The following is a 26,868-nucleotide window of genomic DNA, read 5'->3' as shown; positions in this document are numbered from 1 at the left end:
AGCGCGTCAGGTCGGCGGCCGTGTCACTGAGCGGAGGTGGTCCGCGCCGGTCGCGCGGCGGCGGAACTCGCCGGGGCTCATCCCGGTCTCCCGCTTGAAGAACCGGCCGAAGTACGACGGGTTGTCGAACGCCAGCCGCTCCGACACCTGCGCCACGGTGAGGTCGGTGTGCGTCAGCAGCCGCTTGGCCTCCACGGTCAGCGCGGCGCGGATGATCTCGGCGGGCCGCTTGCCCGTGGTCCGCTTCACCACGTCCGCCAGGTGCTTCGGCGTGACGCCGATGCGGCTGGCGTAACCACGCACGGTCTGCTCGTGCGGCAGCTCCTCGCTGACCAGTCGCAGGTAACGCCGGGCCAGCGCGGTGCCGCGGTCCTCCTCCACCGCGCCCGCGCCCACGTCCCGGTGCAGCCTGCGCATCTCCACCAGGAGGACGTGCAGGTACGCCTGGAGCACCGAGACGTCCGCCCCGCCGGGCCGCCGGTACTCGCGCTCCAACGCCGTGATCAGCGCCGTGACCGACTCGACCTGCTCGGCGGCCAGGTGCAGCGCGTGCCCGGTGCCGAGCGGGTCGAGCGCCAGCGACCGGCGTGGCGACACCCGGTCCCCGTACTGGGGCACCAGGAACTCCTCCACGAAGACCACCACGTGCCCCTCCAGGGGCGCGCGGCGCTCCCAGAACTGCACCTGGCCCGGCGCGATGAAGTACAGCGTCGGCGGCGCGACCTGGTACGGCACGAAGTCGATCACGTGCGTGCCGGACCCGCCGGTCACGCACACCAGCTCGTAGAAGTCGTGCCGGTGCGGGTACGGCGCGTCCGACCACGGCGACAGGTCGGCGAACGACCCGATGGCGAACCCCGGCGGGCCGTCCGCGATCAGCGGGTCGTCGAACCGGTGGGTCGGCAGGGGTACCGGCTGCACTGCTCCTCCCGCTGTCACTCGTGCGAGCCCGCGGCGGGCGCGGTCGGTCGGATGCCGGGGTTCGCGGCCAGCAGGGTGCGGGTGTACTCGTGGTTCGGCGCGGCGGCGATCTCCGCCGGTGTCGCCACCTCCACCAGCCTGCCGTCCTTCATCACGCCGACCCGGTCTGCCACGGACAGGATCAGGCTCAGGTTGTGGGTGATGAACAGGAAGCCGAGGTCGCGCTCGCGGCGCAGGTCGAGCAGCAGGTTCATCACCTGCCCCTGCACCGACACGTCCAGCGCGGAGGTGGGCTCGTCGGCCACCACCAGCGCCGGTTCGGGCGCGATGGCGCGTGCGATCGCGACCCGCTGGCGCTGGCCACCGGAGATCTGCGCCGGTATCCGGTCGATGATCGACTTCGGCAGGCCGACCTCGTCCAGCAGGCGCTCCACCCGGCGGCGCAACGCGGCGCCGCGCAGGTCGGTCAGCTCCCGCAGCGGCTCGGCGATGATCCGCCCGATGGTGTGCCTCGGGTCCAGGGAACTCTGCGGGTCCTGGAAGACGAGCTGCACGGTGCGGCGGAACGCGCGGACGTCGCCCTCCAGCCCGCGTGGCGTGTGCTGCTGCCCGGCGACCGTGATCGTGCCCGACGTGGGGTGGTCGAGGGCGGCGACGAGCTGGCCGAGCGTGGTCTTGCCGCTGCCGGACTCGCCGACCAGGCCGAAGAACTCACCCGGCCGCACGGTCAGGCTCACCCCGTCCACGGCGTTGGTGCGCTCGCGGCGGCGCAGCTTGAACAGGCCGCCCGCGCGTCCGCTGCGCGTGGTGAACGCGCGGTGCACGTCCCGCACCTCCAGCAGCGGCGCGACCTCCTCGGCGGCGGGCGCGGCGAGCGGCGGCGGCGCGGTCAGCGGCAGCTCGACCGGGCCCGCGCCGGGGTGCCAGCACGCCACCTCCGACTCGCCGTCGACGGCCAGCGGCGGTTCCTCGGCGGCGCAGCGGTCGACGGTGTGCGCGCAGCGCGGGGCGAACCGGCAGCCCGGCAGCACCTCGCCCGCCGCGGGCACCGAACCCCGGATCGACGGCAGCCCCTCGGCGCGGCGCGTCCCGATCCGCGGCACGCACTCCACCAGCGCGCGGGTGTAGCGGTGCCGCGGTGCGGACAACACGTCCGCCGCCGGACCCACCTCGACCAGGCGGCCCGCGTACATCACGGCGATCCGGTCGGCGATCTCCGCCGCGACACCCATGTCGTGGGTGATGAACACGCACGCCATCCGGTGCTCCCGCTGGACGTCGCGGAACAACCGCAGGATCTCGGCCTGCGTCGTCACGTCCAGCGCGGTGGTCGGCTCGTCGGCCAGCAGCAGGTCCGGTCCGGCCATCAACGCCATCGCGATCATCACGCGTTGCTGCATCCCGCCGGAGAGCTGGTGCGGGTACAGGTTCGCGACGCGTTCCGGATCGGTGAAGCCGACCTCGCGCAGCAGGTCCAGCGCGCGGGTGCGGGCCGCGGCACGCGCGTCGCGGCGAGCCGCGCCCGGCTGGTGCGCCTCGGCGAGCTGCGCGCCGATCCGCTGCGCCGGGTTGAGCGAGTCCAGCGCCTCCTGGAACACCATGCCGATCCGCCGACCGCGGACCGACCGCATCGCCGCCGGACCGAGCGCGGTGAGGTCCACGTCGTCCAACCGGACCGCGCCGGTCGTCCGCACCGGTGCGACGAATTCGAGCAGCCGGATCACCGACAACGCGGTGACCGTCTTGCCGCTGCCCGACTCGCCGACCACGCACAGGGTCCGACCCGACTCCAGGCTGAGCGACAGCTCGTGGACCAGTTCGGTGGCGACGTCGTCGGCGAGCACGCCGACCGACAGTCGGTCGATCTCCAGTAGCGACACGGGTGTCATCCCTTCCGCCGGCCGGCACGACCCGGAATCCGGTGATTCTGTACCGCGAACACCCCGTCTTACAAGGGTTGCCGGACAGTCTGCGGGTACGGGGGCACGTCTGTCCACAGTGGCAGGTGGGGTTGTGGCGATTTCGCCTGAGTGACAGAAAAGCCGACATCGGCGTCTGTGCGCCCCCGGTGCCCCCGACTACCTTCTCGGCCACCGACCTGCGGAAACCAGGCGCGAGGAGCCGCAATGGATCGCACCGCACGACGTCTCAAGCACAGGATCTCCGCACTCGCCGCGGTCGGGCTGGTGCTCACCGCCTGTGCCACCCCGGCTACCAAGCTCGCCGACGAAACCGGTCCACCGGTGCGCGGCGGGAACCTCACCGTTCGACTCGCCCAGGACCCGGGGTCCCTGGACACGGTGCAGAACACCAACGCCGGCGTCACCTACATCGGGCACGAGGTGTACGAGCAACTGGTGACGATCGACGCCGACTACCAACCCCAACCGGTGCTAGCGGAATCGTACAAGAAGGCGGACGACGGCCTGAGCTACGAGTTCACGCTGCGCAAGGGGGTCGTGTTCGCCGACGGCACGCCGCTGCGCGCCGCGGACGCGGTGGCGTCGTTGAAGTATTGGGTCGCCAACGGCAGCTACGCGGGATCGCTCAAGCCCGTGCTGAAGGACATCACCGCACCGGACGACAGCACCGTGCTGGTGACGCTCAGCTCGCCGTTCAACCTCGTCGCGCTCGTCGCGGCGAGCCACGGCACCGGTATCCGCAAGGAATCCGACATCGCGGCGGCCGGTCCCACGGGAATTCCCCGCGAGCGGTCCACCGGCAGCGGCCCGTACAAGGTCAAGTCGTGGACGCCGGGTCAGGAGATCGTGCTGGAGCGCAACGACCGTTACCAGCCGCCCGACGGGAAGTCCAGTGGTTACGCGGGGAAGAAGAACGCTTACCTGGACACCATCACGTACAAGGTGGTCGCCGACGCCGACGCCGTGCTCAACGGGCTCCAGACCGGCCTGCTGGACGTGGCCGAGCCGTCACACGACCAGTACGACCAGATCAAGCGGACCGACACCCTCAAGCTCGGCGTCGAGGCCGCGGCGAACATCCAGTACGTGGCGCTCAACCACAACCCCGGTTCCCTCTTCGCCAAGCCCCAGGCCCGCGAGGCGATGAACCTGGTCATCGACAAGGCCGCCGTGATGGCCGCGCAGGGCGTGCCGGACCTGGTGTCGCCGAGCGACGGCGCGTTCGCCGCGCAGACGAACAAGGCCATGTACTCCGCCGCGGGCAAGGACAGGTGGTCCCAGCACGACCCGGAGCGGGCGAAGAAGCTGTTCGAGGAGGCCGGGCTGCGTCCCGGGCAGGCCGTCCGCATGATCACCACCGACGAGTTCCCGCAGTTCAAGGACGCGCTGGTGATCATCCAGAGCCAGCTGGAGAAGATCGGTGTCACGGCGACCATCGACAGCTACGACTTCGCGACCCTCATGGGCCGCAAGAACAACGAGCCGGACAGCTGGGACGTGCTGGCGCTGATGGACGACGCCAACCCGCCCGTGCCGTCCTACAGCGACAACGTCCAGGGATTGGACAACATGGGTTACCCCCGGGACCGCCTCCAGCCGTTGCTCGGCGCCTACAACGCGGCGGCCACGCCGGCGGACCAGCGGCGCGAGGTGGACCGCATCCAGCAGTTCACGGCCGAGAACCTGCCGACCATCACGCTGTACACCGCGAAGTCCTATGTGGCCTTCAGCTCGAAGGTGCGCGGGTACGACGGCTGGGGCATGGAGTTCGCCGACGTCTGGCTGGCGGGGTAGCCGCCGATGACCGCCGTAGTCCTGCGCCGGTTGCGCGATCTGGTGGTGGTGCTGTTCGTGGTCGGCACCGTGCTGTTCTTCCTCCTGCGGTCCATTCCGGGCGACCCGGCCCAGGTGCTGCTGGGCACCAAGGCCACCCCGGAGCAGCTCGACCGGCTGCGCCGCGAACTGGGGTTGACCGGCCCGCTGCACGAGCAGTACCTGCACTGGCTGGGCAACGTGCTGACCGGTGACTTCGGCACGTCGATCAAGTACCAGCTGCCCGTGCCGCAGATGATCGCGGACCACGTCGTGCCCACCCTCACCCTGGCCGTCCTCGGCACGGCGATCAGCTTCCTGCTCACCGTGCTGATCGTCAGCTGGGCCGCCGTGTCACCGCACAACCCGGCGGCGCGGTTCGTGGGCCGGGCCGCGCAGTTCGGGCTCGCCCTGCCGGAGTTCTGGCTCGCGCTGATCGCCGTCTACGTGTTCGCGCTGACCCTCGGCTGGTTCCCCACCAGCGGCTACACCCCGCTGTTCGAGGACCCGGCGACGGCGGTGGCGCAACTCGCGCTGCCGCTGGCGGTGCTGGTGGTGGGGCAGACCGCGTTCCTCACGATCACCATGGAGGAGAGCGTGCTCGGCGAGCTGTCCCAGCTTTACCTGCGCACGGCGCGGGCCAAGGGCGTCGGCGAGCGGCGGATCGTGCTGCGGCACGTGCTGCCCAACTCGATGCTGCCGGTGCTCACCACGGCCGGGCTGAACTTCGCGTCGCTGATCGGCGGCGTCGTGGTGATCGAGAGCATCTTCGTGATACCCGGTCTCGGCACCATGCTGCTCGGCGCGGTGTACGCCCGGGACTTCCCGCTGATCCAGGGGGGCGTCATGTTCATCGCGATCCTGTTCGTGGTCGTGAACCTGCTGGTCGACCTCGCGTACGCGGTGATCGACCCGAAGGTGCGGGTGTCATGACGGACGGCGTCCTGGTCGACCGGCCGGCGCGGGCCGGCCGGTACCGCTCCTTCGCGCGGCGCAACACCGCGCTGGTGGTGGCCTGCGGGCTGCTGGTCGCGATCACGCTGGTGGTCGCGGTCCTGCCGCTGGTGCTGCCGGACCCCAACGCGCCCGACCCGGCGCGCCGCCTGCTGCCGCCGTCCGCGGAGCACCCGATGGGCACCGACAAGTACGGCCGCGACCTGTTCGCGCGGTGGGCCTCCGCCGGGCGGGTGTCGATCGGGATGACGCTCCTGATCACGCTCTGCGCCGCCGGGCTGGGCACGTTCATCGGGCTGGTCGCGGGCTACTTCGCCCGCGCCGGCCGGGTGATCATGCGGGTGGTGGACGCGTGGATGGCGTTCCCGTCGATCATCCTGGCGATCGTGTTCGCGGTCGTCATGGGTCCCGGGATGCTGAGCGAGCTGCTGGCGGTGACGATCATCTTCACCCCGTACACGGCCCGGGTCATCCGCAGCCGCGTGCTGGGCCTGACCACCCGCACCTACGTGAAGGCGGCGCGGGTGTCCGGGATGGGGCCGTGGAAGACGCTCGCCGTGCACGTGCTGCCGAACACGCTGCCGCTCGCGGTGGTGCAGTGCGTGCTGCTGTCGGCGGGTGCGATGCTGATCGACGGCTCCCTGAGCTTCCTCGGCCTCGGCATCTCGCCACCCACCGCCACCTGGGGCAACATGGTCGCCGACGGGCGCACGTACCTCCAGGACCACCCGACCATGGTGTTGTTCCCCGGCCTGACCATCGCGTTGTTCGTGTTCCTGCTCAACGTCGCGGGCAACGCGCTGCGCGCGTTCGTCGACCCGAGGGCGCGGCTGCTGCTCGCGCAGCGGAGGCGGCGATGACCGAACCGCACGGGTGAACGGGCCGCCCCGCACCCGCCTGCTGCTGCTCGGGGCGCTGTCCACGTTCGGACCGCTGTCCATCGACCTCTACCTGCCCGCGCTGCCCGCGCTGGCCCACCAGCTCCGGGCGTCCGACGACGCGGCGCAGTGGAGCATCTCGGCGTGCATGGTCGGTCTCGCGGTCGGTCAGCTGTTCATCGGACCGCTGAGCGACCGCGTGGGCCGCAAGCGGCCGTTGGTGGTCGGTGTGGTCACGTACGCGGTGGCGTCCCTGCTGTGCGCGGCGGCGCCGTCCATCGCGGTGCTGGTCGTGCTGCGGCTGGTGCAGGGGCTCGCCGGGTCGGCGGGCATGGTGGTGGTCGAGGCCATGGTCCGCGACCTCTACGAGGGCAGGCGGATGGCACGCATCCTGTCGCTGCTGATGCTCGTCGGCGGGTGCGCGCCCGTCTTCGCGCCGGTGCTGGGCGGGCAGCTGCTGCACGTCACCGACTGGCGCGGCCTGTTCGTGGTGCTGGCCGCGATCTCCGCGGCGCTGCTGCTCGCGGTCGCCGCGCTGCCGGAGACCCTGCACCCGGGTCTCCGGCACGCGGGTGGGCTGCGGCGGGTGCGGGCGGGGTTCCGGGCCGTGGTGCGGGACCGGCTGTTCGTCGGCTGCGCCCTGGGCTCGGGCATCGGCGGCATCGCCCTGTTCGTCTACATCTCGGTCAGCCCGTTCGTGCTCGAGGGCGGCTACGGGGTGAGCCCGCAGGCGTTCGCGTTGATCTTCGGCGTCAACTCGGTCGGCCTGGTGCTGGGCGGGTGGTGCAACGCCCTGCTGCTGCGCAGGCGCGCTCCGGAGCGGTTGCTGGTCGTGGAGGCGCTGCTGGCCGTCGTCACCAGCGCGGTCACCCTCGTGGCGGCCCTCTGCCACGCGCCGCTGGAGGTCTTCCTGCCCGCGTTGTTCGCCACCGTGCTGACCGGTGGCATGGCCTCGCCGAACGCCACCGCGCTCGCCCTCGTCCGCCACCCGGACAACGCGGGCACGGCCGTCGCGCTGCTGGGCGGCACCGGTTTCCTGCTCGGGGCGCTGATCGCGCCGCTGGCGTCGCTGGGCGGGGCGAGCGCGATCGCGATGACGTGCGGCATCGCCGTCGCCAGGGTCGGCTCGTGGCTGGCGTACGCGTTCGTGGCGAGGCCGGGGCGGACGGTCGTGGATCACAGCCGGGCCGGGGATGACGTCGGGTTGTGAGAGCGTTCTGGTTGGTGGGCATCGACCAGAGGAGCGACACATGACCACGGCGACCGAGAAAGCCGTCCTCGCGGGCGGGTGCTTCTGGGGAATGCAGGACCTGTTCCGCAAGCACCCCGGCGTCATCTCCACTCGTGTGGGTTACACGGGCGGCGACGTGCCGAACGCGACGTACCGCAACCACGGCACGCACGCCGAGGCGATCGAGATCGTGTTCGACCCGCGGCGGTTGAGCTACCGACAGGTGCTGGAGTTCTTCTTCCAGATCCACGACCCGACAACCCGCGACCGCCAGGGCAACGACATCGGCACCAGCTACCGCTCCGCGATCTTCTACGAGAGCGACGAGCAGAAGCGGGTGGCGGAGGCGACCATCGCCGACGTCGACGCGTCCGGGAAGTGGCCGGGCCCGGTGGTCACCGAGGTCGCCCAGGCGGGCGACTTCTGGCAGGCCGAGCCGGAGCACCAGGACTACCTGGAGCGCTACCCGAACGGGTACACCTGCCACTACGTCCGACCGGAGTGGCAGCTCGGCGAGCGCTGAGCCCGACCGCGGCGCACCCGCTCGGGGGCGGCGGCCCGCAGGCCGCCGCCCCCGTCGCCCGACACCGCTGCGCCACGAGCCACGGGGCCAGGTCCGCCGCCCGGTACCCGCGGTCAAGCCGAGCAGGTCTCCGCCCCGCCCGCACCCCTGGTGGTCCCCCGCATCGGCGCGTGCGGGGAAACGGCCCGCGCCGAGGGGTGGTCCCCCGCATCCGCGCTTCAGCGACCACGCCCGCGTCCGCACCGCGCCCCCGGCAGCCGCGCCCCCTTGGCGAGCCCGCCCCCGCTCGGCAGGTCCTGCTCCCATGATGGGCCGCCGCGCCCTCCGGCTCGGCGTCCCCGCGCAATCGCCCCGCCCGTTCGGCCACCGGGCCGCCGACAACCGCGAGCGCGCTTCACCCCATCCGGGGCCTCCCGCGGCCCACCAATTCCGCCGCGTTCCGCCCAGGTCGTCGGGAATAGATCGACAACGGATTCGTCCGCCGCTGCCAACGCATTAACCCGTGCTTTACCCACCGCCCGACCGGTCCCCCATCCCGCCGGTCCGCGGTTTCTTGGCAATTCCCCCTGGACATTAGTGTGGCACAATGCACACGACCCGTCCACGAGCGGTGGTGGGCGGGGGTCCGAGCTGTTCTGGGGTGTCGAATCGCTGCTCGACAAGGGTGCAGCTCAAGCCACGGTTGCACACCGCCATTCGGGGGGCTCATGCGGTATTCGAATCGAACGAGGTTGCCCATAGTCATTGATCGCCACTCGGCTTGCCCGCTGTATCTGCAACTTGCCGATCAGATAGAACGGCTGCTGGGCTCGACCGCGATGGAAGCGGGCGATCAACTGCCGTCCAGTCGCGTCCTGGCCCGCGAACTCGACATCTCCCGCGGTGTCGTGGTCTCCGCCTACACCGAGCTGTTCGGGCGCGGCGTGCTGCACCGCCGACGTGGCGCCGGGACGTTCGTCAGCACGGCGGGCAGGCGGCGCGAGCCGTCACGTGCCCAGCGCGCGCGGCCACGCGCGATCGACATGTCGGTCGGCCGCACGAACGCCGAGCAGTTCCCGAAGGTGGCGTGGCGGTCGGCGTGGCACGAGGCCGCCTACCGCCCGCCGGGCACGGCCTCGCTGCCCGTCGAAGGGCTGCCGGAGCTGCGCAAGCACGTCGCCAACTACCTCACGAAGGCCCGCGGCGTGCGGTGCGACTGGCGCGAGGTGCTGATCACGCGCGGCATCCGGCACGGCATCGAGCTGTTCTCCCGCGCGGTGCTGGACGGTCGGGGCACGGTGCTGCTGGACCCGGCCGCGCCGACGTCGCCGTGGCGTGGTCCGGGGTTCCGCGTGCTGCGCCTGCCGGACACCGGCCGGGTCGCGGTGGACGCCCTGGTCGCCGTGCCCGGCGGGCGCTGCCCCGGCGTCGACACCATGCCGCTCGGCTACCGGCGGTCGCTGCTGCGGCTGGCGGGCGAGCAGAACGCGCACGTGGTGGAGGTCGACCACGGCACGGAGCTGATCAGCGGCCGGTACGTGCCACCGCTCAAGACGATCGACTGGGCGCGGGTCACGCACGTCGGCGACTTCTCACACCTGTTCTCCGACGAGCTGCGGCTGGCCTACCTGGTGCCGCCGCCCGCGCTGCGCCGCCTGATCGAGCGCCGCATGACCACCGAGGACACCGCGGACGGGATCGCGCAGCGCGCGATGCGCACGCTGCTGGTGTCCGGCGAGGTCGTCCGCTACGCGAACCTGCTGGCCCGCACCTACGAGCGCAAGGTGGTCCGCGCCCGCCGCCGCTTCCAGGGCACGCCGCTCGGCGAGTCGGCCGTCCTGTTCTCCGGCGCGAACATGCTGGTGCACGTGGACGACTCCGCCGACGAGCCCGACCTGCGGGCACTGCTGCGCGGCCTGGGCATCGTGTTCTCCGGGCGGGACGGGATGACCACGGTCCACGGCCTCGGCCGCACCCTCGTGCTGGGTATCGGCCACCTCGACGACGACCAGCTCGACCGGGCCACGGGTGTGCTGTCCGAGGTCCTGCCGAGCCTGTGCCGCGGTATCGCGGGCGGCGTGCGCCCGTGACCGCTCAGGCCAGCGCCAGGGCCGTGCACAGCGCGGCCACGGCGATGCCCTGGAGGGTGAGCCGCGCGGGCACCACCCGGTCCCACCGCCGCTGCCGCTCGCGTGCGTCCGGCAGTTCCTCGCCCGCCTCGGCGGCGGCGGTGAGGACGCGGTTGATCGGCGCGCTGACCCGCAGGTAGACGGTGAGCCACGCGCCGAGCGCGACGACGGCGACGGCGCTCGCCACCGCCGTGCCCGAGCGCCCGGTCAGCAACGCCACCACCAGGGTCAGCGCGGAGGCCACGACGCTCACCGCGAACGGCACCGGCATCCGGCGGTCGCCGTAGCGGTGCACCCGGCCCATCGTGGCGGTGAGCGTGCGATCGTCCACTTCGGACAACGCGGACCGCAGCACCAGGGCCGCGAACAGGTCTGCGCCGTACACGGCGGCACACGCGAGCACCGCGAGGCCGGGCAGGAGGTGCATCAGGAGGTCCATGCGCGAACAACTCCGGATCGGTTCGGCCGGCACGGCGTCCACCGGCGCCCGCGATGGTAGGGGAAGCACCCGCCCGGTGGCGGGACGCGCTCAGCGCGTGTTCGCATTCCACGTGGCGTAGCGCCGCAACCCGTACAGCAGCGGTGGCTGCGCCGGCCACTGCGTCACCCGGACCACCTCGCCGAGCACCACCGCGTGGTCCCCCACCGGGCGCACGTCGGTCACCCGGCAGTCGCCGACCGAGTGCGCGTCGGTGTACAGGTGCGGTCCGCCGCCACCCGGTTCGGTCCGCCAGCGGACCCGGTCGAACCGGTCGACCGCCCCGGACGCGAACAGCTCCGCCGTCGCACGGGCGTCGGCGTGCAGCAGGTTGACCGCGAACCGGCCGCTCGCGCGGACCGCGGCCAGGGTGGGGCTGCGCCCGCGCAGGCACACGAGCAGGGTCGGCGGCGACAACGTCACGCTGCACAGCGACGAGCACGTCATGCCCAGTGGCGCACCACCGGCGCCGACGGCCGTCACAACGCTCACCCCGGTGGGGAACCCCGCCATCAGGGCCCGCATCCGGTCCGGGGCGCAGGCGCCCGTGCCGAGGTCTGGGCTGGTCGTCATGCGACCCCTTCCATCGGTAGAGGTGTGTGCCGCCCACGCGGGCGGCCCCGCGGCAGGTGGTGCGCCAGGTCGACACCCCGGGAGGTTCGGCCCACGCGAGGCGACCGGGCGGGTCGTGCACCGACACCTGTGGAGAACCCGTGGAGGTGCGGGCCGCCCCGCGCGAGGGCGGCCCGCCGGGCTCAGTGCAGCGTGGCGAAGAACTCGTGCTGGCTGGGCAGGCTCGCCACCAGGTCGCGAGCCGTGTTCTGGACGAGCTGGAACTCCTTGCGGGCGGGCGTCGGGTCGAGCAGCGCGAGCGCGGGTGTCGGCCGCACCGGGATGCGCCCGAGGCCGAGCACCATGCACATCCACGAGTACGCCTCGAAGCCGTGGTAGTGGCCGAAGATGCTCTCCCGGTCGGGCAGCTTGACCTGCCACCGCTCGGCCCGCTCGACCAGCGCGTCCGGCACGGCGCGGGTCTTGGTGTCGCGCCAGTAGTCGTTGTCGGCACGCGCCGCGCCCCAGTAGTGCAGGGCGAGGAACTCACGCACCCCGTCCATGCACCGCGCGACGGCCCGGTTGTACGACTCCCGCAACGCCGGGTCCCAGTCCGGTCCCGGGAAGTGCTTCACCAGCTGCTCCACGGCGTGCTGGATGAAGAAGATCCCGGTCGACTCGAGGGGCTCGACGAAACCGCTGGCCAGGCCGATCGCGACGCAGTTGTTGACCCAGCTCCGGTCGGTGCGGCCGATGCGCATCCGGATGTGGTTGGCCTCCAGGTCGTCCGCCGCGGGCCCGACGAACTCCCGCAGCGTCCGCTCCGCCTCCTCCGGCGTGCAGTACCCGTCGGCGTAGACGTAGCCGGTGCCGATCCGCTCCCACAGCGGGATGGTCCAGATCCACCCGGCGGCCGAGGCGGTGGCCGTCGTGTACGGCCGCAGCCCGAAGCGCTCCATGTCCAGCGGCACGCGCAACGCCACGGCCCGGTTGTTCGGCAGGCTGTCCTGGTAGGACACGAACGGCTCGCCGAGCCGCTGGTTGATCAGCATTCCCCGGAAACCGGTGCAGTCGATGAACAGGTCGCCGCTGATCTCGCCCGACTCGCGGGTGCGGATGTGCTCGATCCAGCCCCGCGGGTCGACGCCCACGTCCACGACGTCGTCCACGACCCGCCGCACGCCACGCGTCGTCGCGTACTCGGCCAGGAACTCGGCGAGCAGCGACGCGTCGAAGTGGTACGCGTACGGGAACTGCGTGTCCTGCTCGGTCAACGTGGTCCGGCGGTTCGGGCCGTCCTCGTCCAGGTCCCGCTCGAACAGCCTGCCGTCCAGGTGGCGCGGCGAGCGCTGGGCGTCGCACATCGCGGCGATCAGGAAGCAGTCCCGGTCGAACCGCTCGGTCAGGCCCTCGTGCAGCCACCACTCGGCGATCGGGAACCCGTCCACCACCCGGGCCCGCTCGAACGGGTGGTAGAAGTGGTGGCCGGGCGCCCGCCAGTTCTCGAACCTGATGGCGAGCTTGTAGGTGGCGTTGCACCGCGGCATCCACTCCGCCTCGCGCAGGCCGAGGTAGTCGAAGAAGTGCCGCACGGTGCTGAACGTGGCCTCACCGACGCCGATCGCGCCCACGCGAGCCGACTCGACGAGCGTCACGTCCACGCGGTCGTGGAACGCGGCGCGCAGGTAGGACGCCGTCATCCAACCGGCGGTGCCGCCGCCGACGATGACGATCCTGGTGGTGGGCATGAGGTTCCCCCCTCACTCGTTCCCGGTGGACCCCGGCGGCCGGCGCGGCAGGCCGCGCAACGAGTCCGGCAGGCGGTCCAGGTTGTTGGTGTTGCACCAGGTCTCCGGCGGCTCCTCGATGCCGTACAGCGCGCCGTACTGCTTGCCCGCGTAGGTGAGCATTACGTGCGCGTCGCTGGCCATGCCGACGAACGTGAAGCCCTCCGCGAGCCGGTCCCGCGCCTGGTGCGCTTCGGCGCACAGCACGCCGACCGGCTTGTCCGCCTCCTTGGCGGCGGTGATGATCTCGTGCACGGCGGCGAGGAAGCGCGGCTCGGTGCTCCACACCTTCGACGGCAGCTCCAGCGCCATGTGCAGGTCGAACGGCCCGACGAAGACCAGGTCCACCCCGTCCACCGCGGCGATCTCCCGGACGTTCGCCAACCCGGCCACCGTCTCGATCTGCACCCCGACGAGGATTTCCCGGTTCGCCTCGGCCAGGTACGTCGGCCGGTTGACGCCGAACCCGAGGTGCGGCGCGAGCCCGCCCGCGCCACGCACACCGGCCGGCGGGAACCGCGCGGCGCGGACGGCGGCCTCGGCTTCCGCCGCGGAGTTCACCATGGGCACGATCACGCCCTGGCTGCCCGCGTCCAGCGCCTGCTTGACCTGGTCCACCGAGCCGGCCGCGACGCGTGCCAGCGGGGTGATCTCGCCGCCGCTGAGGTCGGCGATGGTGGAGAAGATGTGGGCGGCGGTGGTGTGGTCCACCGGCGTGTGCTCGAAGTCGACCAGCATCCACCGGTGGAAACCCTGGGCGACCAGCAACCGCGTGGCGTGCACGCTGTGCAGTTGGAGCCACGTGCCGACCGCGGGTTCGCCCCGCCTGATCAGTTCCAGCGTCCTGTTCTTGCGGATCAAGGTGTCACTCCACTCTTCGGCGGGCCCGCCGCGGCCGGTTGGTGTTCGCGGAGGAAGCGGGTGATGCGCTCGGTGATCACGTCGAACAGCCGCCGCTCGGTGCCGGCGGTCCAGGCGGGGGTCTTGAGGACCTCCACGAAGAGGATGGCCGTGCCCGCGTTGCTGACCCACTCCGGCACGACGGTGACGCCGCGGTCCCGGTACTCGTCGGCCAGCGCCGCCGAGGCGAGCGCGTTGTTCGCGCCGCACACCACGTGCCTGCCGCCGGCGTCGACGAACGCGTCCAGCACGGTCCGGGTCAACGCGTACCTGGTGGCGCAGGCGCTGAGCACGTCCGCGCCGCAGGCGGCGGCGAACTCCGCCAGCAGCTCCTCGTCGGACTGGCCGGGTCGGCGCGGCGTCCACCGCCACCCCGGCGGCAGGCCCGCCGCGAGCACGTCGGTGAACGGGCCCCGCACGCCCCGGCGGCGCAGCAGCTCCGGCACGTCCAGGCCGTCCGGGCAGTGCAGCCAGCCGTCCTGCTCGCAGACGCCGACGAGCGTGCCGACGTCCGCGTCCGCGAGGAAGTGGGCGAGGCTCGCGCCGACCGTGCCGAAACCCTGCACGGCGACCCGCGGCCGGTCGGGCGCGACCACCCGGATCGACTCGGCCACGGAGTGCCCGGTGGCCGCCTCGCCCAGCGAGAACCGCTCGTCCCAGGGCAACGCGATGCGCGCCGTCATGACACCCGCCTGGGACGGGATGCCGGCGTGCCGGGCCAGCATCTCGGCCATCGCGACGAACGCCGACGGCAGCCCCAGGTCCTCGCGGGCGATCCGCTCGATCACCTCGTTGCTGGTGTACAGGTCTCCGCCGGTGCTCCACCGGTGGGCGATCGCGTCCCGGTGGGCGACCATGAACCGGCGCAGCACCCCGGTCGCCTCCGGCGAGTGCGGGTCGAACCGGATGCCGCCCTTGCCGCCGCCGAACCTCGGTTCCTGAATGGTGTTCTTCAGCGACATGGTGGCCGCGAGGTCGGTGACCTCGCGCTCGGTCGCGCCGGGGTGCATGAACAACCCGCCGCCCGAGACGCCGTTGTGCAGGTCGTCGATGACCAGCCAGCCCCGTGCGCCGGTCCGGTCGTCCTCCCAACTGCTGCGCTCCACGGGTGCGCGGTCACCGGTCACGGTCCACTCCCCTCCGGCACCGGGGCGCGGCGCGCGGCCGACCGGTGCCTGTCGAGAACTTCCCGGTAGGACAGGCCGGAGAAGTTCACCAGCACGGCCAGGGGCGGGTCCGGCGTCGTCACCGCGGACGGCGCCTCCGGGCCGCTCAGCTCGACGTAGTTGGACAGCGACAACGCCGCCGCCGCTTCGCCCTCGGGCCCGCGTTCGCGTTCGTAGGCGGCCAGCGCGGCCCGGCGGTCGTCGCCGTGCCCGGCCAGCAACGCGCCGAGCCGCGCGCAGTCCTCCAGGCCGACGTTCACGCCCTGGCCGAGGAACGGCGCCAGGGTGTGCGCCGCGTCGCCGAGCAGCAGCACGGAATCCGCGTGGGTCAGCGCCGTGCAGGACGCGGTGGCGATGCGGTTCACCGGGCGCGGCGCACCGGCCGCGGCGGGCAGCCGCTCGGCGAGGTCCGGGAAGTGCCGCCGCAGGAACGTCGGCACGTCGGGCGGCGCGAGGTCGCTGTCCGGTCCGCGGGACGGCAGGACGAGGGTGGCACGCAGCGAGCCGTCGCCGTTGGGCAGCGCGACCATGAAGAACCGGCCACGCGGCCAGATGTGGATGGTCGACGCGTCCGCCGGCCCCGGCCGGAAGGTGATCTCGCGGTAGGTGGAACCCAGTTCCCGGACCACGGCGTCGGTCAGGCCCGCGGCGGACATCGACCGGCGCACCGCGGAGTGCGCGCCGTCCGCGCCGACCAGCAGGTCGTAGCCGACCCGCGTCCGCTCCCCGGCGCGGTCGAAAACCGCCGTGCGCCCGGCGAAGTCGACGGCCACGCACTTCGCGTCGAACGTGAACCGGACGTCCGGGAAGCGGCACGCGCCACGCATCAGCATCAGGTTCAGCTCGTTGCGGCCAACCGAGTGCGTGCGCCAGTTGTCCGCGCCGTACGGGTTGGTCCGCACGCTGCCGTCCGCGAGGTGCAGCGACCGGCCGCCCATGGGCACGGACGCCGCGGCGAACTCGTCGCCGAACCCGTGCTCGGCCAACGCGCGCAGGCCGCGCGGCGAGATCGACAGGTTGATCGTGCGCCCCTCGTCGGCGATGCCGCCGCGCCGGAAGTCCGGCCGCTTCTCGTACACGTCGACGGTGTAGCCGCGCCGGCTCAGCACGACCGCCGCGAGGCACCCGACCGGGCCCGCGCCGACCACGACCGCCCGCCCGTTCCCCGGCGGCACGCCGCTCACCCCTTCAGCGAGACGGGCAGCGAGACCATCTTCCGGAAGAACGTGTCCCGGGTGTACACGGGGTCGCCGAGCAGGGACGCGTCGGGGAAGCGGCGCAGGAAAGTCTCCACCGCGACCTCGACGATCATCTGCGCCAGCGAGTGCCCGAGGCAGTTGTGCAGCCCCGTGCTCCACAGCAGGCTGCCGCGCTGGTCGCGCCGGATGTCGAAGCGGCCGGGGTCCGGGAACACACCCGGGTCGCGTTGCGCGCTGGCGAACACCCCGAACACCGGGCAGCCCTTGCGCAGCGTCACGCCGTGCAGCTCGATGTCCTCCAGCGGGAAGCGCGGGAAGTTGAGCTTGCCCATGCTGTCGTAGCGGCCGACCTCGTTGACCGCGTTGCCCAGCAGGTCCGGCTGCGCGCGCAGGACCGCGAGCTGGTCGGGGTGGCGCAGCAGGTTGTAGATGGTGAAGCTGACCAGGTGGCGGGTGGGCTCGCTGCCCGCGGAGATGATCACGCCCACCATGCCGAGCAGCTGCCGCGGGCTCAGGCCCCGCCCGCCTCGGCGCGCGGCGATCAGCGCGGACAGCAGCCCGCCACGCGGGTTCGCCCGGTCCTGCTCGATCAACCCCTCCACCAGCGCGACGCCGTGCGGCAGGTAGGACATCTTCTCGTCGTAGGCGGCGGCGTCGATGGACGGGTAGAACGCGTCCAGCACGGAACTGGCGAACCGCAGGAAGTCGTCGTGCTGCTCGCCCGGGATGCCCAGCAGCGCGGTGATCGCCTTGGCCGGGTAGCCGAGCACGAAGTCCTCGACCACGTCCAGCTCGCCGCGCTCCGCGGTGCCGTCCAGGATGTCGTCCACGACCCGCTGCACCTGCTGCCGGTACTCCGCCACGGCGTTGGCGCGGAACAGGGACGCGACCGCGCCGCGGACGTGGTTGTGGTCCTCCAAGGACATCCAGAACATGCCGTACCTGGTGAGCAGCTGGTGCGCGGTGAGCTGCTCGTCCGGCAGGTGGTCCGGGCCGTAGTAGCGGAACTCCACGCTGAACCGCGGATCCCGCAGCGTCATGACCACGTCCTCGTGACGCGTCAGGATCCAGGCTTGCTTCTCCTCCCACCAGAAAGCGGGTTCGTGCTCCTGCATGTACGCGTAGGTGGGCCACGGGTCCACGTCGAACCCGGCTGCGCTCGGGTCGAAGTGGAAGTCGGCGCGGCGTGCGGTGGCGGTCGGGTCCGGCATCAAGTCCCCCTGGTGGCGTTCGCCGATCGGCTGCGGAAAGCGAATCGTGTGCGGACAACTCCAACCAGGGGGAAGCGTAACGACGGCGCGGCGGCCGAAACCGGACCAGTAACGGGCCTTTCGCGGCGCACAGTGGTATCGCCGGCCCGGCCGTCCGCCGCTACCCTGCGACTCCCCCACCGGGCGGTTTCCACCTCGCGTGGCGGTGGTCAGGCGCGGCTCGCGCGCCTGCGCGCGAAACCGGCGTCCAGCTCCCGCGCGGTGCGGCGCAGCACCTCGATCGGGACGGGCAGGCCGCGGTGCGCTTCCGGGTCGCGCGCGATGTCGTCGATCATCTCATGCAGCCGCCGGAACTCCGCGGCCACCGGGTCGGGGTCGTCGCCGGCCAGCGCGCGCCGCCACAGCGCGGTGACGAGTTCCAGCTGCGCGGCGAGACCGCTCACGTCGTGCCGCCCGAGCGCCCGGTGCTCGGCGTGGACGACGTCGCGGAGCGCGGTGGCCGCGTCGCCGGCGCCGGTCTGCGCGGTGATCCACGCCAGGTCGAACCGGCAGGTCAGGGTGAGCGGGTGGTGTGCGCCGAGCAGGGTGGCGCAGTCACGCACCAGGGCCGGGTACTCGGCGGGCGGCCGGCCGTCCCGGGTGTGGGCGAGCCACGCCAGGTCGCGGCGCACGGTGAGCACGTCCGGGTGGTGGTCGCCGAGGTGGCGGCGACGCGTGTCGAGCGCACGCGCGAACAGGGCCTCGGCGCGGGCATGAGCGCCGGTCAGGTGGGCGAGGACGGCCGTGGTGCGGGTCAGCTTGCTGGCGAGCAGTTCCCACTGCCGGGGCAGCGCCTCGTCGTCGACGCGGTCCACCACGTGGTCGCAATGCGGTGCGAGCGCCGCCCAGCGGGACAGCTGCTCCGGGTCGGTGACCGTCAGGTGCGTGGTCGCGCCGTCCAGCACGGCGATGCACAGCGCCAGGTACTCCTGCTCGGCGGCGCGCAGGTCGGGTTGGTGGCGGGTGGCCTCGCGGATCACCGGGTGCAGCAGCAGGCAGCGGATGCGGGAGGCGGAGGCGCGCGGGTCGTGGAAGACCACGTCGTCCAGCAGGCCGAAGTCGGTGAGCGCGGTCAGCGACCGCACGATCTCCGGGCCCGTGATGCCGGGGAACCGGGGTGAGGCGGCCAGGACGTCGGCGTCCACCGCGGTGTACGGCAGCGGTGCCGGTGCGAAGCACGCCAGCCAGCGCAGCAGCGGCCGGGTGCGCGGCAGGCCCAGGTCGGCGAGCAGGTCGAGGGTCAGCTCCCAGGTGCGGGCGAGCAGGGTGCGGTCTTCCAACGCGCCACGCAGCTGGTGGAGCTGGTCGACGTGCGGGAAGCGGGTGCGGAACACGCGGCGGTAGTGGTCGAAGTCGACCGGCAGCGCCACGCCCGGCACGGGCGGGTGGTGGGCGGCGGCACGCAGGTAGCGGCCCGCCAGGTGCAGGGCCAGCGGCAGGCGGCCGAGGGCGCGGGCGAGGCGGCGGGCCGCCGGCCGCCCGCCCGCGTCGGGTGCGAGCCCGCACAGCACGTCCGCCGCGTGCTCCTCCGCCAGCGGGCCGACCGGCAGCAGCCGCGCGCCGGACGGCCACGTGTCCGCCGCGCCGTCCCGCGTGGTGACGACGATCGCGCCCGTGCTGCCGCGCAGGGCCGGCAGCCACGGCGCGGAGGTGCGTGCGTCGTCGGCGTTGTCCAGCACGACCAGCCACCGGTGCGGCGTGCGGGCGAGCGCCGCGGCCAGGACCGCGACCGGCGACCGCGCGCCGGTCCAGGCGGCGACCACCTGGTCCACCGGCGCACCCGCGTCGAGGGCGATCTCGCGGCACCCGGCGGACAGCGAGTGGTCGGTGGTGGCGTCCACCCACCACACCCGGGCACCGCGGTGGTGGTCCCGCACCCGGGCCGCCAGCCCCAGCGCGACCGCGGTCTTCCCGCTGCCGCCGGTGCCGTGCAGGACGACCACCGAGCCGTCCTGGGCGGACACGGCGTCCGCCAGGACGTCGAGGAGGTCGTCCCGCCCGTGCAGCGGGCCGGTCAGCCGGTCGAGGGGTGGGTCGGTCGAGATGAGGCCGTCCGGGACGGACAGGTGTCCCCGCACGGTGACCGCGCCGTGCACGGTCCCGATTTGCACGACGGTGTCGTTGTGGTCGCCGACGACGTGGTTGGCGGTCGGTGGTGAGTAGCCCATCGGGGCGGTTCTCCGGTTCGGTTCGCGCCCGGCGTCGCCGGACGGCGGGGGTGGGGGATGCGGCGGAGGCGGGCAACGGGTAGTGGCGTGGCGTGGCGGGTTCCGCTGAGCGGCGAGGGCCGGGGGCGGCGGTAGCGGGTAACAGGCGGCGCCCGCAGCGCCTGGTAGCGGCCGGGGGTGGGCAGCCGGTAGCGGCCCGCGGCGTGCCGGCGACGAGTACCCCTCCGGGGCGGGGTGCCGCTGTGCGGCAACGCGCGGCGACAGGTACCGCTCCAGGGCGGGTGCCGCTGTGCGGTGGGCAGCCGGTAGCGGCCCGCGGCGTGCCGGCGACGGGTACCGCTCCGGGGGCAGGTGCCGCTGTGCGGCAACGCGCGGCGACGGGTACCCCTCCGGGGCGGGTGCCGCTGTGCGGTGGCACCGCCGAGCTGCCGGGTGGCGGGTGCACCGGTGGTCGGGGTCAGCCGGCGCTCCTCCCCGCCGCCACCAGGTCCGCGATGTCCTCCGGCGGCTGGGGTCCGCCGAACAGGACGCCCTGGCCGAGGGCCGCGGACAGCTTGTGCGCGGTCTCCCGCTGCGCCGCGGTGCGCACGCCCTTCACCGTCACCTCCCGGCTCACCGAACGGCTGATCCGGATCAGGTTCTCCGCCACCGCCTGCCTGCTGGCCTCGGCACGAGGCGCGTCCAACGTGGCCGTCAGCTGCGACGGGATCACCACCGACTGGAGGAACAGCCGGGTGAGGGTGTCGTAGCGGGCGAAGTCGATGCCCACCCCCTCCAACGCCACGGGCACTTCCAGACCGCCGAGCTTCACCAGGTTGTCCAACGGCGTCCCGTTGTCCTGGAGCACCGCGCTGTGCGGCATCGACAGCATCAGCTGGGACGCCGCCACGGCACCGTCGCTCAACGCGGTCTCCACCTGCGGCACCAGCGCGCGGTCCCGGGCCATCCGGCGCGGGATGTTGACGGTGATCCGCGGCGCGGCCTCGCCGAGCGCCCGCCGCCACCTCGCGGCCTGCGCCACCACGCGGCGCAGGATCCAGGGGCCCCAGCGCAGGGTGAGCCCGATGTCGTCGGCCAGGGACACCAGGTCGTCGATCTGCCGCCGGTCCCCGTCGGGCAGCTGCCACCAGGTGCTGGCCTCCGCGCCGACCACCTGCCCGTCGCCCAGCCGGACGATCGGCGTGTAGGCCACCACGAGTTCGTCGCGGTCGATGGCGTCGGCGAGCCCCGCGAGCAGGTGCGGGGTGTCCGGGCGCACGCCGGCCCGGCGGCGGGCGCGCCACCGGCCACCCGGTTCCGGCCCGGTGTGCAACGCGGCCCGGGCGCGGGCGAGCAGCTGCCCGGCCGTGCTGCCCGGCCGTGCCTCGGCGACGCCCGCCGCCGGGGACAGCACCAGTTCGCTGTCGTCGATCCACATCGGCTCGGACACCCAGTCCACCAGGCGGCGCACGGTGTCCGTGACGCCGTGCCAGCTGTCCTGGTCGGTGATCAGCACGCCGAACGTGTCGCGGTCCAGGCGGCCCACCGTGGTGGCGGGCATCCCGGCGACGGCGGCGGTGATGCGGGCCGCCACGGCCTTCGCGACGAAGTCCCGCACCAGCGGCCCGAACCGGCGGGTGATCTCGTCCGACTCGCGCAACCGCAACGTGCACAGGCCCAACGTGGCATCGGCGCCCGCGGCGTCCATAGTGGACTGGACCTGGTGCAGGAAGTCGCGCTGCTCCGGCAGTGCCGTCACCTCGTCGAGGTCGGGGAGCGGGACCTGCCGCCACGCGCGCGACGCCGTGACGTCGTGCAGGAACACCTGGCACGTGCCGCCCGGACCGCGCAGCGCGGTCACCTCCACCCGCGCCACCGGCACGCCGTGCGGGTCGGTCACGGTGGCCTCGCCGCACCCGGTGACCCCGTCACCGCCCGCCGCGCGCAACGCCCGGTCCAGCACCGCACGGTCCTCCGGTCCCGCCAGGTGCGCGCGCAGGTCCGGTGGACCGCCCTGCTCGTCCACGCGGAGCAGGGCGCGCAACGCCGCGTTGGCGCGGACCACGGTGCCGTCCGGGCCGAGCGCGCACGCCGGCCGGGGCAACCGGTCCAGCGCCGCGTCGAACCACGGCCGGTCCGGCTGCGGTGACGTCACCGCCGCGGCGAGCTGTTCGCCCAGCACGCGGTCGCGCACGCCCTCGCTGAACCCGCCGCCCAGCCCGGCGATCACCCTCGACCGCCCCTCCACACCGGCGTCGCCGAGGGTTTCCAGCCACGGCACGATCAGCTCCACCACGTCCTGGAACGACCGCGGCGTCACCGCCAACCGCACGGCCAGCTCCCGCCCGACGCGTTGCGCGGGCCACTCCCCCGGATCGCGGCCGGCCGCCTGCCGCGCGAGCGCTTCGGCGAACACGGTCAGCTGAGCCTCCAACTCGGCGGGCGTCAGCGGCAGGCGGCTGTGCGCGGCCAGGGCGGCGGCCCACCGGCGCACCGCCTCCGCGTCCGGTGCCGCCGCCGCGCGGGCGAAGAGCCGGTCCAGCGCGGCGGCCACCTCCTCCGGCCCGGCCGGCGCGGGCGGACCCGACCGCGCGCGCCATCGCAGTGCCGCCCGCGCCGTCCGCCACCGCGCGTACTCCCTGGTACCGGGGATCCGGTGCGCCACCCGCCGCCACATCACACGTCACCTCTGTCCTGTCGTCCCCCCGGACCACTGCCCCCGCCTGCCTCCGGGTCGGGCCCGCTCAGCCGCCGACGCGCCTCCGACAGGTAGTTCGCCACCGTCTTCTTGCCGCACCCGAGCACCGTCGCGATCTCCCCTTTGCTTAAGCCGAGGGCGTGGAGCTTCACCGCCAGCCGCAACTGCGGCGGCAGCCGCTCGACCCGGTCGAGGGCGTCCTGGAACTCCTGCCGGGTCTCGACGTCGGACGGCCGGGCCATCAGCGCCGCGTCACCCTCGTGCAGGTCCATGGGCGACGCCCGCCGCCCGACCATGCGCCTGCCGTTGCGCAGCCCGTTGCGGGCCGCCTTGTAGACGAACGCGCGTGGGTTGTCCAGCTCCCGCCACCGGCGCCAGGTCTGGAGGAACGCGTCGTCGGCGATCTCGTCGTGGTCCACCGCCGGGTCCCACCAGCTGATCTGGCGACGCAGAGCGTCGTAGTTGGCACCGTAGAACTGCCGGAATTCCTGCTTGGCGCGGTCCTCGTCGTCGGGGGTGCTGGTCACGGGCTGTCGCCCCGGCCCGTCCCCTTGCCGAGAACCACTCGCGGCGGTGTCCGCCGTGCACCACACCCGTCCGGCGACGTGGCCGGCACGCGTCCGTCCGAGGCGACACCGGGTGCGGAAACCCGGTCCGCCGCACGGCGGGGCCGCCCGGTTCCGGACGGCGGGGCGTCGGGGGCCCTCCACCGCGCCGGTGGACGCGGGCGCACGTCCGCCGTGATCGTTTCCTCGGGGAGCAAACCTCAACCCTTCTTCGCAGCTGTCGGTGGTGAGTACGCCGTCGGCGTACACCCCGAACGGGTCCCCGAACTCCCGAAAATCCGTGCCAAGGCCGTCATATTCACCCGAATGAGCTTTTATGCAACGTGCCCTGTCATAAGAACCACCCGCTCGGTGGTCCGGTCCGCCGGCAGTGTGAGCAGGTGCGAACCACGCCAGACCCGACCGTCAGGCCACCACACCGCGCCCGGAGGGATCGGCCGTGCCCCAGGACAGCCCCGAGCCAGGCGACTTCGACCACCCCAACCCCGCCCGCGTCCACGACTGGCTGCTCGGGGGGACGCTGAACACCCCCGTCGACCGGGACACCGCCGCGCTCGCCGAGCAGCACCTGCCCGGTCTGGCCGAGCTGACCCGCCGGAACCGGGCGTTCCTGCACCGGGCCGTGCGGCACCTGCTCGACCGGGGCGTCCGGCAGTTCCTCGACCTCGGCTCGGGACTGCCGACCGCGGAGCCGACCCACCACGTGACACGACGGCACGGCCAGGCCACCCGGGTGGTCTACGTGGACCACGACCCCGTCACCGTCGCGCACGCACGGCTCATCCTGGAGGACTCGCCCGCGGCGTCCGTCGTGGCGGCCGACCTGCGCGACCCGCGCGCGGTCCTGGCCGCGGCGCCGGGGCTGGACCCCACCCGGCCGCTGGGCGTGCTCGCGGTGGACGTGCTCGACGCGTTACCGGACGCGGAGCACCTGCCCGCCGCCTACCTGTCGGTGGCGCCTCCGGGTAGCGCGTTCGCGCTCACCCACCTGGTCGGGGAAGACCCGGTGCCGGGCCCACTCCCCCGCTTCCCCCGCCCGCTCAGTGTGCTCACGGCGCTGCTGTCGGGGTTGTCGCCCGTCACGCCGGGCCTCGTGCCACCCTGGGAGTGGAGACCGGAAGTGGGAGCCCCCCACCGGTTGCCACCCGCACTGGCCGCCGTGTGCACAGGCTGAAGCGCCGAGTCCCCTCAAGCCGCAGTCCACAGTGGACAGAAACGCGGTCGAGCCCGGACGGCCCCACCCGGCACACACGCGAAAATCGAACCGGCCGCCCGGCACCACGCCACCACCGAGCAGCGCCGCACCGGCCGCCCGACGGCACCCGCCGCACCGGGCTTGCCGTTCCACACCGCCGTACCGGCCCGGCCGCGCGGCGCCGCCGGTCCGGCAGCCGCACCGGGCCGCCGGACCGGCGCGCCCCGGAGTCCGCCGGCCGGTCCACTCAGTCGGCGGACTCCGGGGTGCGCTCGGCCTCGGCCACCGAGCCGCCCGCCTCGTCGGCCGACTGGCCGCGCTCGACGGCCTCGGTGCGGACCTCGTCGCCCAACCCGGCGGGCAGCTCGGGTTCGGAGCGGGTCTCCGGCGACCGCGCCTCCGCCGGCCGGTCGGCCGAGACGTCGGGCTGCTCCTCGGCGAGCCGGTCGTCCAGCGGGCGGGCGTGGGCCTGTTCGTAGGGTGTCGTGCCGTACTTGTCGGCGGCCGTCCAGTGCTCGGGCGGGTCCATGCCCGCCTCCAGCGGGTCCAGGCGGAGGCGGTCCTCGTCCAGGTCCTCGGCGCTGTTCAGCGCGGCCGGGTCCGTCTCCACGGCGTCCGGCGCACCGGTGTCCTGCGGTGGGGCGTAGGAGCCGAGGTCGTCGCCCGGCGAGTCGTGGTCGGTGGTCATACCCGCTCTGTACCCACCGGCCCTCGTTCCACACGTTCACCGCCGGGGTTCGTCCTCGTCCAGCTCGACCCGGTGCTGGTCGACGACGTCGGCCGGGTCGGCCTCCAGGACGGGGTCCACCTCGGGCGTCGGGCCGGCGTCGTCGTCGAGCGGTTCCAGCCCCTCCGGCACGGCGGGGAACTGCTGTTCGGCGACATCCGCGTCCGGTTTCGCGGCCAGGGGCTGCTCGTCGTCGGCCATCGCGGTCCTCCCTGTCGGTGCGGTCCGGGCGCTGATCGACGCCGCGGCACCCGGACGGAGTACACCGGGTGGACCACCGCCGAAACACGGCGCCACGATCGGTCAGGCCCCGAGCGCCTCCGCACCGGCCCGCTCCCGGAACGGCTCCAGCTCGGCCCGCTGCTGCTCCGCCCGCTCCACCAGCCGGTCGAAGTCGACGTCGGCGAGCCGCGTGCCGAGCCCGGCGAGGTCGCGCAACGTCGTCCACAGCTGCTTCTTGCCCTCGATGCCCATCACCAGGAACTCCAGCTCCACGAACCGGCTCAGCGGCGAGTAGCCGCGCAACCGGCCGTTGGGCTTGAAGCGGCCCAGGCGCTCGGCGGCGGTCGCCAGCGCCGTGCGGACCGGGTCCGGCCGCACGCCGAGCCGCCGCATGATCGACGCGAACTCGTCCACGTCCTCGCCGATGCCCAGCGACACCCGCGCCAACGCGCCGCCGAGCGGCGTGCCCCGGTTGGCCCGCTGCGCCCGGCGCGCCAGCTCCCGCCACAGCACGCCCAGCGCCAACTGGTCCTTCAGGTAGATCCCGAGATACTTGTCCACCCCGGAGAGCTACCCCGTGCCACGCGGTCCACGCGCCAACCCGGCACATCCGGACGGTCCACCGGGCGGTAGGGTCGGCCGCCGAGTCGAGGGGAATGGGGGCCGGGTGTCGGAGGAGCTGCGCCGCGCGCTGGAGGACGAGCTGGCGGACCGGCGGTCGGCGGTGCTGGCGCCCGTGGTCGAACGGCTCTCGGCGCGTTACCGCGAGGGCGGCGCGGCGAGCACGCCGATCCTGCGCACGGCGGCCGACGCGAGCGCGTACGCGGCGTACCGGATGCCCGCCACCTGGGCCGCGCTCCGGCACGTCCTCGGCGAGGCCGCCGCGCAGCGGCCCGGCCTCGCGCCACGCACGCTGCTCGACGTCGGCGGCGGCACGGGCGCGGCGCTGTGGGCGGCCGTGGAGACGTGGCCGGGGCTGTCGGCGCTGACCGTGTTCGAGCAGGCGGAGCAGGCGAGCGCGCTCGGCGCGCGGCTGGCCCGCTCGGCGGAGCACCCGGCGCTGCGGTCCGCGCGGTGGGTGCGCGGCGTGCTGGGCCCGACCACCACGTTGCCGGAGGCCGATGTCGCGACCCTGTCCTATGTGCTCGGTGAGCTGGCGGAACCGTTGCGGGACAAGGTGATCGACGAGATGCACCGGGTCGCGGACACGGTGGTCGTGGTCGAGCCGGGCACACCCGGCGGCTACCGGCGGGTCCTCGCCGCGCGGGACCGGCTGATCGCCGCGGGCCGGTCGGTCGCCGCGCCGTGCCCGCACGAGGCCGCGTGCCCGATCGCGGGCGCGGACTGGTGCCACTTCGCCGCCCGCGTGTCCCGGACCTCCCTGCACCGGCAGGTGAAGTCCGGGACCCTGGGCCACGAGGACGAGAAGTTCTCCTACGTCGTCGCCACCCGTGCGGCGGGACCGCACGCCGGGTCCCGCGTGCTGCGGCACCCGTTGCGCCGCAAGGGAATGGTGCAGTTGCGGGTGTGCGCGGGCGACGGCGAGCTGCGGGACCGCGTGGTGAGCAAGCGCGATCCCGACGCCTACCGGGCCGCCCGCGACGTGGAGTGGGGCGACCCGTGGCCGTGACG

23 protein-coding genes are annotated in these 26,868 nt (G+C 73.4%); 8 read left to right on the top strand and 15 right to left on the bottom strand.

All coding sequences use genetic code 11. The features are described from left to right. Window positions 1-6: 6 nt before the first annotated feature. Together KZQ38_RS24915 and KZQ38_RS24910 are read right to left on the bottom strand one after the other, a co-directional pair. On the bottom strand, window positions 7-921 hold the full coding sequence (locus tag KZQ38_RS24915) for an AraC family transcriptional regulator (protein WP_219444990.1): 915 nt from the start codon (window positions 919-921) through the stop codon (window positions 7-9). Between the two features lie 14 nt (window positions 922-935). Continuing rightward, entirely contained in the window at window positions 936-2,810 is a 1,875-nt protein-coding gene (locus KZQ38_RS24910) for a dipeptide ABC transporter ATP-binding protein (RefSeq protein ID WP_257902136.1), read from the bottom strand. A 237-nt stretch (window positions 2,811-3,047) separates the two neighbouring features. Here KZQ38_RS24910 and KZQ38_RS24905 point away from each other — a divergent pair, with 237 nt between their 5' ends. The 6 genes from KZQ38_RS24905 to KZQ38_RS24880 all read left to right on the top strand — a co-directional run bounded on the left by KZQ38_RS24905 (window position 3,048) and on the right by KZQ38_RS24880 (window position 10,310). After that, window positions 3,048-4,637: an ABC transporter substrate-binding protein gene (locus KZQ38_RS24905; protein ID WP_219444987.1), complete on the top strand. Its 1,590-nt coding sequence runs from the start codon at window positions 3,048-3,050 to the stop codon at window positions 4,635-4,637. Between the two features lie 6 nt (window positions 4,638-4,643). Then, window positions 4,644-5,588 carry an ABC transporter permease gene (locus tag KZQ38_RS24900; protein WP_219444985.1) on the top strand — a complete coding sequence of 315 codons (945 nt, stop codon included), beginning with the start codon at window positions 4,644-4,646 and terminating at the stop codon, window positions 5,586-5,588. Next, complete coding sequence (locus KZQ38_RS24895) at window positions 5,585-6,469, top strand: ABC transporter permease (RefSeq protein ID WP_219444983.1); 885 nt, start codon at window positions 5,585-5,587, stop codon at window positions 6,467-6,469. Before KZQ38_RS24900 ends, KZQ38_RS24895 begins: the two co-directional genes overlap by 4 nt. A 13-nt stretch (window positions 6,470-6,482) precedes the next feature. Then, on the top strand, window positions 6,483-7,697 hold the full coding sequence (locus KZQ38_RS24890) for a multidrug effflux MFS transporter (protein ID WP_219444981.1): 1,215 nt from the start codon (window positions 6,483-6,485) through the stop codon (window positions 7,695-7,697). 40 nt (window positions 7,698-7,737) lie between these two features. Then, window positions 7,738-8,241, top strand: a complete 504-nt coding sequence (msrA, locus tag KZQ38_RS24885) for a peptide-methionine (S)-S-oxide reductase MsrA (RefSeq protein ID WP_219444979.1) — start codon at window positions 7,738-7,740, stop codon at window positions 8,239-8,241. A 707-nt stretch (window positions 8,242-8,948) separates the two neighbouring features. Then, complete coding sequence (locus KZQ38_RS24880; RefSeq protein WP_257902134.1) at window positions 8,949-10,310, top strand: aminotransferase-like domain-containing protein; 1,362 nt, start codon at window positions 8,949-8,951, stop codon at window positions 10,308-10,310. Window positions 10,311-10,314: 4 nt separating this feature from the next. Here the strand turns inward: KZQ38_RS24880 and KZQ38_RS24875 are convergent, their stop codons facing one another. The 10 genes from KZQ38_RS24875 to KZQ38_RS37230 all read right to left on the bottom strand — a co-directional run bounded on the left by KZQ38_RS24875 (window position 10,315) and on the right by KZQ38_RS37230 (window position 23,053). Beyond that, window positions 10,315-10,788 (bottom strand): DUF1772 domain-containing protein, encoded by a 474-nt coding sequence (locus tag KZQ38_RS24875; protein ID WP_219444975.1) that lies wholly within the window; start codon window positions 10,786-10,788, stop codon window positions 10,315-10,317. A 90-nt stretch (window positions 10,789-10,878) separates the two neighbouring features. Next, window positions 10,879-11,400, bottom strand: a complete 522-nt coding sequence (locus KZQ38_RS24870; RefSeq protein WP_219444973.1) for a flavin reductase family protein — start codon at window positions 11,398-11,400, stop codon at window positions 10,879-10,881. A 182-nt stretch (window positions 11,401-11,582) separates the two neighbouring features. Next, on the bottom strand, window positions 11,583-13,127 hold the full coding sequence (locus KZQ38_RS24865) for a tryptophan halogenase family protein (RefSeq protein ID WP_219444971.1): 1,545 nt from the start codon (window positions 13,125-13,127) through the stop codon (window positions 11,583-11,585). A 12-nt stretch (window positions 13,128-13,139) separates the two neighbouring features. Next, window positions 13,140-14,027, bottom strand: a complete 888-nt coding sequence (locus tag KZQ38_RS24860) for an HpcH/HpaI aldolase family protein (protein ID WP_219444969.1) — start codon at window positions 14,025-14,027, stop codon at window positions 13,140-13,142. Next, complete coding sequence (locus tag KZQ38_RS24855; RefSeq protein WP_219444967.1) at window positions 14,024-15,193, bottom strand: Glu/Leu/Phe/Val dehydrogenase dimerization domain-containing protein; 1,170 nt, start codon at window positions 15,191-15,193, stop codon at window positions 14,024-14,026. The genes KZQ38_RS24860 and KZQ38_RS24855 overlap by 4 nt, the downstream gene beginning before the upstream one ends. Beyond that, window positions 15,190-16,407 carry an FAD-dependent oxidoreductase gene (locus KZQ38_RS24850; RefSeq protein ID WP_219444965.1) on the bottom strand — a complete coding sequence of 406 codons (1,218 nt, stop codon included), beginning with the start codon at window positions 16,405-16,407 and terminating at the stop codon, window positions 15,190-15,192. Before KZQ38_RS24850 ends, KZQ38_RS24855 begins: the two co-directional genes overlap by 4 nt. A gap of 5 nt (window positions 16,408-16,412) precedes the next feature. After that, window positions 16,413-17,642, bottom strand: a complete 1,230-nt coding sequence (locus KZQ38_RS24845) for a cytochrome P450 (RefSeq protein ID WP_219444963.1) — start codon at window positions 17,640-17,642, stop codon at window positions 16,413-16,415. 209 nt (window positions 17,643-17,851) lie between these two features. Next, complete coding sequence (locus KZQ38_RS24840; RefSeq protein WP_219444962.1) at window positions 17,852-19,849, bottom strand: AAA family ATPase; 1,998 nt, start codon at window positions 19,847-19,849, stop codon at window positions 17,852-17,854. A gap of 457 nt (window positions 19,850-20,306) precedes the next feature. Then, on the bottom strand, window positions 20,307-22,505 hold the full coding sequence (locus tag KZQ38_RS24835; RefSeq protein ID WP_219444959.1) for a GGDEF domain-containing phosphodiesterase: 2,199 nt from the start codon (window positions 22,503-22,505) through the stop codon (window positions 20,307-20,309). After that, on the bottom strand, window positions 22,505-23,053 hold the full coding sequence (locus tag KZQ38_RS37230) for an RNA polymerase sigma factor (RefSeq protein WP_219444957.1): 549 nt from the start codon (window positions 23,051-23,053) through the stop codon (window positions 22,505-22,507). Before KZQ38_RS37230 ends, KZQ38_RS24835 begins: the two co-directional genes overlap by 1 nt. Before the next feature lie 478 nt (window positions 23,054-23,531). Here KZQ38_RS37230 and KZQ38_RS24825 point away from each other — a divergent pair, with 478 nt between their 5' ends. Further along, window positions 23,532-24,266 (top strand): SAM-dependent methyltransferase, encoded by a 735-nt coding sequence (locus tag KZQ38_RS24825; RefSeq protein ID WP_219444956.1) that lies wholly within the window; start codon window positions 23,532-23,534, stop codon window positions 24,264-24,266. Window positions 24,267-24,534: 268 nt separating this feature from the next. On the opposite strand, the gene KZQ38_RS24820 is transcribed toward KZQ38_RS24825, so the two are convergent. The 3 genes from KZQ38_RS24820 to KZQ38_RS24810 all read right to left on the bottom strand — a co-directional run bounded on the left by KZQ38_RS24820 (window position 24,535) and on the right by KZQ38_RS24810 (window position 25,797). After that, window positions 24,535-24,975 (bottom strand): hypothetical protein, encoded by a 441-nt coding sequence (locus tag KZQ38_RS24820; protein WP_219444954.1) that lies wholly within the window; start codon window positions 24,973-24,975, stop codon window positions 24,535-24,537. 36 nt (window positions 24,976-25,011) lie between these two features. Beyond that, a complete protein-coding gene (locus KZQ38_RS24815; protein ID WP_219444952.1) occupies window positions 25,012-25,215 on the bottom strand; it encodes a hypothetical protein in 204 nt (67 codons plus the stop codon). A gap of 102 nt (window positions 25,216-25,317) precedes the next feature. Further along, window positions 25,318-25,797 carry a hypothetical protein gene (locus tag KZQ38_RS24810; protein WP_219444950.1) on the bottom strand — a complete coding sequence of 160 codons (480 nt, stop codon included), beginning with the start codon at window positions 25,795-25,797 and terminating at the stop codon, window positions 25,318-25,320. A gap of 106 nt (window positions 25,798-25,903) precedes the next feature. On the opposite strand from KZQ38_RS24810, the gene KZQ38_RS24805 reads away from it, so the two are divergent. Further along, window positions 25,904-26,866 (top strand): small ribosomal subunit Rsm22 family protein, encoded by a 963-nt coding sequence (locus KZQ38_RS24805; protein ID WP_219444948.1) that lies wholly within the window; start codon window positions 25,904-25,906, stop codon window positions 26,864-26,866. The last annotated feature ends 2 nt before the right edge of the window (window positions 26,867-26,868 follow it).

The sequence above is a fragment of the Saccharothrix obliqua genome (assembly GCF_019375475.1).
Taxonomy (GTDB): domain Bacteria; phylum Actinomycetota; class Actinomycetes; order Mycobacteriales; family Pseudonocardiaceae; genus Actinosynnema; species Actinosynnema obliqua.
This window is presented reverse-complemented; position numbering and strand designations above follow the sequence as displayed.

Bases quoted from the DNA above. Each gene is read 5' to 3' on its own strand.
- KZQ38_RS24840 (WP_219444962.1), bottom strand. From the start codon at position 19,849: ATGGGCTACTCACCACCGACCGCCAACCACGTCGTCGGCGACCACAAC.
- KZQ38_RS24910 (WP_257902136.1), bottom strand. From the start codon at position 2,810: ATGACACCCGTGTCGCTACTGGAGATCGACCGACTGTCGGTCGGCGTG.
- KZQ38_RS24880 (WP_257902134.1), top strand. From the start codon at position 8,949: ATGCGGTATTCGAATCGAACGAGGTTGCCCATAGTCATTGATCGCCAC.
- KZQ38_RS24815 (WP_219444952.1), bottom strand. From the start codon at position 25,215: ATGGCCGACGACGAGCAGCCCCTGGCCGCGAAACCGGACGCGGATGTC.
- KZQ38_RS24895 (WP_219444983.1), top strand. From the start codon at position 5,585: ATGACGGACGGCGTCCTGGTCGACCGGCCGGCGCGGGCCGGCCGGTAC.
- KZQ38_RS24865 (WP_219444971.1), bottom strand. From the start codon at position 13,127: ATGCCCACCACCAGGATCGTCATCGTCGGCGGCGGCACCGCCGGTTGG.
- KZQ38_RS24900 (WP_219444985.1), top strand. From the start codon at position 4,644: ATGACCGCCGTAGTCCTGCGCCGGTTGCGCGATCTGGTGGTGGTGCTG.
- KZQ38_RS24875 (WP_219444975.1), bottom strand. From the start codon at position 10,788: ATGGACCTCCTGATGCACCTCCTGCCCGGCCTCGCGGTGCTCGCGTGT.
- KZQ38_RS24845 (WP_219444963.1), bottom strand. From the start codon at position 17,642: ATGCCGGACCCGACCGCCACCGCACGCCGCGCCGACTTCCACTTCGAC.
- msrA (WP_219444979.1), top strand. From the start codon at position 7,738: ATGACCACGGCGACCGAGAAAGCCGTCCTCGCGGGCGGGTGCTTCTGG.
- KZQ38_RS24870 (WP_219444973.1), bottom strand. From the start codon at position 11,400: ATGACGACCAGCCCAGACCTCGGCACGGGCGCCTGCGCCCCGGACCGG.
- KZQ38_RS24905 (WP_219444987.1), top strand. From the start codon at position 3,048: ATGGATCGCACCGCACGACGTCTCAAGCACAGGATCTCCGCACTCGCC.
- KZQ38_RS24835 (WP_219444959.1), bottom strand. From the start codon at position 22,505: ATGTGGCGGCGGGTGGCGCACCGGATCCCCGGTACCAGGGAGTACGCG.
- KZQ38_RS24820 (WP_219444954.1), bottom strand. From the start codon at position 24,975: ATGACCACCGACCACGACTCGCCGGGCGACGACCTCGGCTCCTACGCC.